Annotated in this window: 8 protein-coding genes; 3 read left to right on the plus strand and 5 right to left on the minus strand. The window is 70.7% G+C overall.

The annotated features are described in order from the left end of the window. The 3 genes from ACHFFZ_RS14460 to ACHFFZ_RS14470 form a co-directional block, all read left to right on the plus strand. A partial coding sequence (locus tag ACHFFZ_RS14460) for a hypothetical protein (protein ID WP_394277302.1) occupies positions 1-622 on the plus strand: 622 nt, incomplete at its 5' end. 57 nt (positions 623-679) lie between these two features. Further along, positions 680-934 (plus strand): hypothetical protein, encoded by a 255-nt coding sequence (locus ACHFFZ_RS14465; RefSeq protein ID WP_394277303.1) that lies wholly within the window; start codon positions 680-682, stop codon positions 932-934. Beyond that, positions 904-1,359, plus strand: a complete 456-nt coding sequence (locus ACHFFZ_RS14470) for a hypothetical protein (protein ID WP_394277304.1) — start codon at positions 904-906, stop codon at positions 1,357-1,359. Before ACHFFZ_RS14465 ends, ACHFFZ_RS14470 begins: the two co-directional genes overlap by 31 nt. Before the next feature lie 159 nt (positions 1,360-1,518). Here ACHFFZ_RS14470 and ACHFFZ_RS14475 read toward each other — a convergent pair whose 3' ends face one another. Genes ACHFFZ_RS14475 through tsaE form a run of 5 tightly spaced genes read right to left on the minus strand, consistent with a single transcriptional unit; the run spans position 1,519 to position 6,424 of the window. Further along, the gene (locus tag ACHFFZ_RS14475; protein WP_394277305.1) at positions 1,519-3,264 is read right to left on the minus strand and encodes a bifunctional anthranilate synthase component I family protein/class IV aminotransferase; all 1,746 of its coding nucleotides are present in this window, start codon (positions 3,262-3,264) and stop codon (positions 1,519-1,521) included. Further along, complete coding sequence (gene tsaD / locus ACHFFZ_RS14480; protein WP_394277306.1) at positions 3,261-4,304, minus strand: tRNA (adenosine(37)-N6)-threonylcarbamoyltransferase complex transferase subunit TsaD; 1,044 nt, start codon at positions 4,302-4,304, stop codon at positions 3,261-3,263. Before tsaD ends, ACHFFZ_RS14475 begins: the two co-directional genes overlap by 4 nt. Beyond that, complete coding sequence (locus ACHFFZ_RS14485) at positions 4,297-4,782, minus strand: GNAT family N-acetyltransferase (protein ID WP_394277307.1); 486 nt, start codon at positions 4,780-4,782, stop codon at positions 4,297-4,299. Before ACHFFZ_RS14485 ends, tsaD begins: the two co-directional genes overlap by 8 nt. Beyond that, entirely contained in the window at positions 4,779-5,486 is a 708-nt protein-coding gene (gene tsaB, locus ACHFFZ_RS14490) for a tRNA (adenosine(37)-N6)-threonylcarbamoyltransferase complex dimerization subunit type 1 TsaB (protein ID WP_394277308.1), read from the minus strand. The genes ACHFFZ_RS14485 and tsaB overlap by 4 nt, the downstream gene beginning before the upstream one ends. Beyond that, on the minus strand, positions 5,483-6,424 hold the full coding sequence (tsaE, locus tag ACHFFZ_RS14495; protein ID WP_394277309.1) for a tRNA (adenosine(37)-N6)-threonylcarbamoyltransferase complex ATPase subunit type 1 TsaE: 942 nt from the start codon (positions 6,422-6,424) through the stop codon (positions 5,483-5,485). Before tsaE ends, tsaB begins: the two co-directional genes overlap by 4 nt. Between the last annotated feature and the right edge of the window lie 204 nt (positions 6,425-6,628).

Genomic DNA, 6,628 nt, shown 5'->3' on the forward strand with positions numbered 1-6,628 from the left:
GATGCGCCAGCGCGGCGCGAACGGACGTGAGATCGGCGAGGCGCTCGCCACAGTCCGGGAGCACTGCCGCGATGCGAACACGCTGCCCCACAGCGCCTTCGGCCCTGCTGCACGCTACGCGGAAGACCTCCGGCCCGACCCTCTGACGATTCGCGAGCATGTCAGGCTCCTGCTCCCCACGATGACTACGGTCGGCGCCTACTTCATGGTCATGTTGATGCCAAAATCCCCGCTGACCAGCCCCGTGACAGTCAACTGGCCCTCGGTCGGCATGGTCGTGGTCTTCGTCGCCTTCGCCCTCCTGGCGCAACGAGTCGAACCGCGTCGCTGGGTGCTGGCACTCGCCCTGGCCGACTTCCTGCTGCTCATGGCCCTCATCTTCGCCCCCACCGCCTGGCTGGTTCCGGTGGCGACGGTGCCTGCCTGGTCCCTCTGGCTGGTGGCCACGAGCCTCACCATCCTGGGACTGGTGCTCGGGCTCCGCCTGGTGCTGGACCGCCCCAAGGATCCAGTGACCGGCCGGCCGATTCGACAGACCACTTTCTGGATGACCCCGTGGGTGCCGCTGCTCTTCTCGCTGCTGGCACTTCTGGGCATCGCCATGAGGATCTTTGACCACTGATCCCGGCGGCCCTGCGCCGCAAGGAGAGGAACTGACCATGACCGAGTTGGACCGGCGATGAAGACGTCAGAGCTGGAGACCTGGGAGGCGCGGTTCGCCCGTGAGCTGAGCCTGCGCGGAGCCACCGGACGCGAAGTCGGCGAGGCACTGGAAACGGTGCGGTCCCACTGCCGCGACGCCAGGGTGCATCCCGACACTGCCTTCGGCTCGTCCGTGGCCTATGCGCGGCAGCTGCGGCCCGGGCCGCTGCGTGCCCGCCGGGTGGGCCGGCTGCTCCTGGGGTGTGGCGCCTCAGTGCCCTGGCGCTGCTGAATGCCCTGGGCCCGGACGTGGCATGGACGTCGCCGGTCACCGTGACCCTGGGTGGGATCGTGGTGGGTCTGAGCGTGCTCGCCCTGCTCCTCGGGACGGTACTGGTGCTGGACCGTCGCGAATCAGCCACCAGCCGCCTGTGGCTGTGGGTGCTTGCGATAGTGGCCGTCGGCGCCGTGCTCTACTGGCTGATGACCGCGCTCCAGCAACCCATCACCCACGTGACCGCAGGCACCATCTGGGGCGCTGCGGCCTTCCTGCTGGCGGCGGGATCACTGGCCCGCCTCGCCGAGCACCGCGATCGCCCCCGTGACCCGATCACCGCCGAGGTGGTCGACGGTCACGAGTCGGTCACGCTGGTGGACCTCCTGCTACCGACCCTGGTGGCCCTGCGGCTGCTGGTGGCCCTGGCACGGATGCTGTAACAGCCCCTGACCGGCACGGCCTTCCCGACGACCGCTGCAGGCGTCCACAAACCACACTGTGAGCGGGCGTTGGTGCAGCATCTGCACCAAGACCTGCCCACGATGTGGTTTCTGGATGGGCCTTCGGCTACAGCCGCCCCAGGGATCCCAGAGCAGGGCTCAGACGAGCCTCGCGGCCAGCCAGCCGCGCACGGAATTGAGCACCGCGAGCCCGTCGGCGCCACACAGATCGGCCCAGGTCAGACTGTGCTCGGTCAGCTTCCCCTGGCGCAGGAGCCCGGCGCGCAGCACCCCGGGCAGGCACCCGTCCTTGACCGGCGGGGTGAGCCACCGTCCGTCGACCAGCACCGCCACGGTGAAGATCGACGTCTCGGTCACCTGCCCACGCTCATTGAGGAAGACCACATCGTCCACGTCCGGACGGCGCAGCCGTGCCTGGTCGAGCACCCGTCGATGGGTCGTCTTCCACCGGCGCCACGGATCGCTGCTGCGCACCCGACGGTCAGCCAGTGCCAGCCTCACCATCCCCAGCTCGGGAACGGCCCGCGAGGTCACCTCGATGCCGTCGGCACCGATGGAGAGCCGCACCGCGCCATGCCCCGAATCCGGGCTGGCCCCCAACAGCGCCTCCCGCAGGTCATCCTCGGTCCACGGCAGGCCCAGCTCCGCGCAGGTGCGGGCCCCGCGGGCCAGGTGCTCGTCGATCAGCGGGTAGTCGCCATCCACCCGGCCGAGCGTCTCCAACACCCGCACAGGTTCGACGGGCACCGAGTCCAGCACCCGGCTCTTGACGAGCAGCTCCTGCCACTCCGACGACGGCTCGGAACTCCACGTGATGCCGCCACCGGCCCCATAGCGCACCGTGCCCCGGCGCTTGTCGATGGCGGCGGTACGGATCGCGACATTGAGGGTGGCGGAGTCCGCATCGAGGATGCCGATGCTGCCGCAGTAGATACCCCTGGGGCCGGCCTCCAACTCGTCGATCGCCTGCATCGCGGCCAGTTTCGGGGCGCCGGTGATGGAGCCGCACGGGAACAGTGCGGTCAGCACGTCGACCGGGCCGAGCCCCTGCCCGAGCTCTCCCTCGATCCGGCTGACCAGCTGCCACACGCTCGGGTAGCGCTCGGCGCGGCACAGGTCCGTCACCGCCACGCTGCCGGTGGTGCAGACCTTGGCGAGGTCATTGCGCAGCAGGTCGACGATCATCACGTTCTCGGCGACGTCCTTGGCGCTGCCGAGCAGGGCCGAGCGGGCCTCGCGGTCTGTGGTGGCATCGGCGGATGTGGGCGCGGTTCCCTTCATGGGTTCGCAGGCCAGGCGCCCGTCCTGCAGGCGCACCATCAACTCGGGGCTGGCGCTGGCGACGGCGAACTCGTCGGTCTCGATGAAGCAACACCAGGCCGACTGCTGTGCCTCGGCGAGGTCTCGGTACAGGCCAAGCGGCGCACCGGCGAAGTTGTTGTGGAGCTGCGTGGTGAGGTTGGCCTGGTAGAAGTCGCCGGCCGCGATGCGCTGGCGGACCGCTTCGACATCGGCCTCGTGGCGCGCCTGGTCCGCGGCGGCTTCCCAGGGGGCGCCGACGTGGTACATCACCTCGGCGGGCTCCGGCCAGTCGAGGGGCTGGTTCACCAGACCGTCGGGCAGTACCGCGAACCAGCCGAGCGGCACCGACTCGTCGCGTTGGCGCCAGCGGGTGCCGTCCGGCTGGGCGACGAGCACCTGTCCGGCCCCATAGGACAGGAATCCGGCCAGGGTGTTGCCGCCTGCGAGCCGGGAGCGCACCATCTGGAGCAGCGCCTCCACCTCGTCAGGGGTGTCGGCCCTCAGCACCTCGGCCTGCCCGGCGAAGGATCGGCTGGTGCCTGCGACGAGGTCGTCGAAGCGTAGGCGAATGTGCTGGCTCACACCAGGATCGTGGAGATCGGCAGCCCGGAGTTGGCGCCGATCTCCATGCTCGACGGCTTGGCGCCCTTGGTGACCAGCTCGGCGCCCAGCACGGCGATCATGGCGCCGTTGTCGGTGCACAGGGCCGGGCGGGGGCGACGAAGCTCCACCCCTGCTGCGGCCATCCGCTCCTCCAGCAGGGTGCGCAGCCGCGAGTTGGCGGCCACGCCACCGCCGATCAGGAAGTGCTCCAGGCCGTGGTGCTCGCACAGGTCGACGGCCTTGGCGGTGAGCACGTCGCACACCGCCTCCTGGAAGCTGGCGGCCACATCGTTGAGCGGAACGTCGAGGGCGTCGCGCTCGCGTGTCTCCACCCACCGGCTCACGGCCGTCTTCAGCCCGCTGAAGGAGTAGTCGAAGCGGTGCCTGTCGAGGTCCTTCTTCGTGGTGAGCCCGCGCGGGAAGCGGATCGCCTTCGGGTCGCCGTGCTGGGCGGCCTTGTCGATGACCGGCCCGCCCGGGTAGGGCAGGCCCAGCACGCGGGCGACCTTGTCGTAGGCCTCGCCGGCGGCGTCGTCGATGGTGCCACCCACCTGCACGATGTCGGTGGCGATGTCGTTGACCACCAGCAGTTCGGTGTGGCCGCCCGAGACGAGCAGCGCCCCGGCCGGGGTGGGCAGCGATCCGTGGTCGAGCAGGTCGACGGCGACGTGGCCGGCCAGGTGGTTGACGCCGTAGAGCGGCTTGTTGGCATAGGCGGCAAGCGCCTTGGCCGAGGCCAGACCCACCACCAGGGCGCCCATCAGGCCGGGCCCGGCGGTGACGGCGATCCCGTCGATCTCGGACAGGTCGACGTCGGCGGTGGCCAGGGCGCGTTCCAGCGCCGGCACCATCGCCTCCAGGTGGGCGCGGGAGGCCACCTCGGGCACCACGCCGCCGAAGCGCACGTGCTGCTCCACCGAGCTGGCCACCTCATTGGCCAGCAGCTCGTGGCCCCGCACGATGCCGACACCGGTCTCGTCGCAGGAGCTCTCGATGCCCAGGATCAACGGTTCACTCATCACTCCACCTGTCCTCTTGCCGGGTGCCGTCCTCGTGGCCCAGTGACGCCTCCATCACCAGGGCGTGCACGGAGGGCCCGTAGTAGTCCTCACGCCGCGCGATCAGCTCGAAACCGTTGGCCTCGTAGAGCGCCAGCGCGGCCTCGTTGTCCTCGCGCACCTCGAGCAGCATGCGCTGGGCGCCGACGGCCTGGGCCCATTCCATGCCGGCGCGCATCATCTGCCCGGCGGTGCCCTCGCCGCGACGTTCCCTGGCCACCATGATGCGGTGCAGGTCTGCGGTGTCGAGGACGCACTGGAAGGTGGCGGCGGCCATCACCCGGTCGTCGGCATCGCGCGCGGTGATGACCAGGCGGTCGTCGGCGGCGATCTCGTCCAGCCAGGCCTGGCGCCCCCAACGCTCCCACGGGCTGAAGGCGCCGGCCTCCAGTTCCAGCAGGGCGTTGACGTCGGCCTCCCGGGCCGCGCCGAAGATCATGGTCGGCCCTCGCCTGCGTGCGGGGTGGAGCCAAGCGGCTTGAGGGTGAGGCGCCGCTCGTGGGAGCCGATCAGGGTCGACTTTCGGGTGGTGGGCGCCACCGCGTCGGGCTTGCGCAGGTACATCGCGTCGCTGCCGGCGTCGGGCAGTTCGGCCCAGTGGGCGGCCATCACGCCGGCGTCCAGCGTGGTGGGTCCGGTGGCCTCGAAGAGTTCGGGGAAGGCATTGCTGCCGGGCCCGGCGACGGGAAGGCCGGCCGGGAGGCTCTCGGGTCCGCCGACGTTCGGGCCGTCCAGGCGTGTGCCAGCGGCGTCGTAGCGGGCCCAGTAGAGCTCCTTGCGACGGGCGTCGGAGGCGATCACGAACTCACCCTCGGGGGCATGCTCGGAATCGACCCACTGGCGGGCGACGACGTCGAGGCTGCACAGGCCGTGCATCGTCGAGCCCGCGAGCGAGGCGATGGTGTGGCCGGTGACGATCCCGACGCGCAGCCCCGTGAAGGGCCCCGGGCCGAGTCCGACGGCCACCTCGGTGATGTCGCTGACGGCGATGCCCTGGCCGGCACACAGTGCGCTGATGGCCGGCATCAGCTTCTCGGCGTGCCCGCGGCGGTCGGCGACCAGGTCGGTGGCCGCCACTTGGCCGTCGTGGGCCAGGGCGATGCAGATGTCGGTGGAGGTGTCCACCGCAAGGGTCCAGCTCATCCTTCGTCCTCCTGCTCGGCCAGCTGGTGCAGGTCGATGCCCTGCCAGCGCTCCCCCATGCCCTGCAAGAAGACCTGCCGGGTCTCGTCGTCGGGGTCGAGGCTTCGTCTGATGTCGATCTGCAACACGGAACTGGACAGTCCTTCGGCCAGGCCGGCGCCCCATTCCACCAGGGTGACGGCCTCGGGCAGGGTCTGGTCCAGGTCGAGGTCGAAGAGCTCGGCCTCCGATCCCAGCCGGTAGGCGTCGACGTGCACCAGGTCGGGGCCCTCGCCCAGGTTGTGGTGCACCCGGCTGAGCACGAAGGTCGGCGAGATCACCGGCCCCTCCACCCCCAGCCCGGCACCGATGCCCTGGGTCAGCGTGGTCTTGCCGGCGCCCAGGTCTCCGGAGGCGACGACCACGTCACCGGCGCGCAGCAGCAGCGCGAGACGTCGTCCCAGGTCCTGCATGGCCTCGCCGGTGGAGACCTCGATGATCGCGGGCAGTTCGATGCCCATCACCCAGCCCTGGTCGGTCAGGCCGACCTGGCTGAAGCCGTGCTCGACCCACCAGCGGCGGGTCTCGGGAAATTCCTTGCGACACAGCAATTCGACGCACCGCACGCCCAGCTCACCGAAGACATCCCCGGCGCCGCGCACCATCTGCGCGGCCACCCCGCGGGTGCGGGCCGAGGGCCGCACGCTCACCCGGTGCAGCCGCCCCACCGGGCCGTCGATGCTGGTCAGCAGGCAGCCGATCACCTGGCCGTCGCGCAGGGCGAGGATGCCGGGTGCCTGGCGCAGGCGCTGTTCGATGTCCGCGACCGTGTCCGACAATGCCGCGGCCGGCGGGTCCACCGCCGGCCGGGCACCGAAGGCCTCGTGGATGACCTGCAGCATCGCCGGGGCGTCGGACGCCTCGGCCACGCGCAGTTCGACCTTCTCAGATTCGTTCACGTCGTCCCACTGTAGTCATCGTGCTGGTCATTCGGCGGGCTTGAGCGCCCGCCGGACAGGGCTCAGCGCTCGCGGCGCCATCCCTCGCCACCGCGACCGCCACGGTCACGGTCACCGCCGCCGAAGCGACGTCCACCACCGCCCTGGCCGCGGTCGCCGCCGAAGCGACGTCCGCCGCCACCCTGGCCGCGGTAGCCACAGTAT

Source organism: Luteococcus sp., from assembly GCF_043424415.1.
Lineage (GTDB): Bacteria > Actinomycetota > Actinomycetes > Propionibacteriales > Propionibacteriaceae > Luteococcus.

Coding starts and splice junctions, on each gene's coding strand:
- ACHFFZ_RS14465 (WP_394277303.1), top strand. CDS start 680: ATGAAGACGTCAGAGCTGGAGACCTGGGAGGCGCGGTTCGCCCGTGAG.
- tsaB (WP_394277308.1), bottom strand. CDS start 5,486: ATGAGCTGGACCCTTGCGGTGGACACCTCCACCGACATCTGCATCGCC.
- ACHFFZ_RS14485 (WP_394277307.1), bottom strand. CDS start 4,782: ATGATCTTCGGCGCGGCCCGGGAGGCCGACGTCAACGCCCTGCTGGAA.
- tsaD (WP_394277306.1), bottom strand. CDS start 4,304: ATGAGTGAACCGTTGATCCTGGGCATCGAGAGCTCCTGCGACGAGACC.